The 1,319-nt window shown below is 53.1% G+C and carries 1 protein-coding gene; it reads right to left on the bottom strand.

What is annotated here, in order from left to right; genetic code table 11:
* On the bottom strand, positions 1–1,319 hold a 1,319-nt coding region (locus tag J536_RS26090), incomplete at both ends, for a hypothetical protein (protein WP_212750239.1).

The raw sequence follows: 1,319 nt of genomic DNA on the forward strand, positions 1-1,319 counted from the left end.
ATTCTGACTCGGACTCTGTCAGAGTCCGAGTCGCTGTCAGAATCCGAGTCACTGTCAGAATCAGAGTCACTGTCAGAGTCCGAGTCGCTGTCAGAATCCGAGTCACTGTCAGAGTCCGAGTCACTGTCAGAGTCAGAGTCAGAGTCGCTATCAGAATCAGAGTCACTGTCAGAGTCCGAGTCGCTGTCAGAATCCGAGTCTGAATCACTGTCAGAGTCCGAGTCGCTGTCAGAATCCGAGTCGCTGTCAGAATCCGAGTCGCTGTCAGAGTCACTGTCGCTATCAGAATCCGAGTCGCTATCAGAATCAGAGTCCGAGTCGCTGTCAGAATCCGAGTCACTGTCAGAATCAGAGTCAGAATCGCTGTCGCTGTCAGAGTCACTGTCAGAGTCCGAGTCGCTGTCAGAATCCGAGTCACTGTCAGAGTCAGAGTCGCTGTCGGAATCAGAGTCAGAATCGCTGTCGCTGTCAGAGTCAGAGTCGCTGTCAGAATCCGAGTCGCTATCAGAATCAGAGTCGCTGTCAGAATCCGAGTCACTGTCAGAGTCCGAGTCGCTATCAGAATCAGAGTCAGAGTCGCTGTCGGAATCAGAGTCGCTGTCAGAGTCCGAGTCAGAATCCGAGTCACTGTCAGAGTCCGAGTCGCTGTCAGAATCCGAGTCACTGTCAGAATCGCTATCAGAGTCTGAGTCGCTGTCAGAGTCAGAATCACTGTCGCTATCAGAATCAGAGTCACTGTCGGAGTCAGAGTCGCTGTCAGAATCCGAGTCACTGTCAGAGTCCGAGTCGCTGTCAGAGTCGGAGTCACTGTCAGAATCCGAGTCACTGTCAGAATCCGAGTCGCTGTCAGAATCAGAGTCGCTATCAGAGTCCGAGTCAGAATCGCTGTCTGAGTCACTGTCGGAATCAGAGTCGCTGTCGGAGTCAGAGTCGCTGTCAGAATCCGAGTCACTGTCAGAGTCCGAGTCACTGTCAGAGTCGGAGTCGCTGTCAGAATCCGAGTCACTGTCAGAGTCCGAGTCGCTGTCAGAGTCGGAGTCACTGTCAGAATCCGAGTCACTGTCAGAATCCGAGTCGCTGTCAGAATCAGAGTCGCTATCAGAGTCCGAGTCAGAATCGCTGTCTGAGTCACTGTCGGAATCAGAGTCGCTGTCGGAGTCAGAGTCGCTGTCAGAATCCGAGTCACTGTCAGAGTCCGAGTCACTGTCAGAGTCGGAGTCGCTGTCAGAATCCGAGTCACTGTCAGAGTCCGAGTCGCTGTCAGAATCCGAGTCGCTGTCAGAATCCGAGTCGCTGTCAGAATCAGAGTCACTGTCAGA

This window comes from Acinetobacter sp. 809848, from assembly GCF_000581275.1.
In the GTDB taxonomy this organism is placed as follows: Bacteria; Pseudomonadota; Gammaproteobacteria; order Pseudomonadales; family Moraxellaceae; genus Acinetobacter; species Acinetobacter pittii.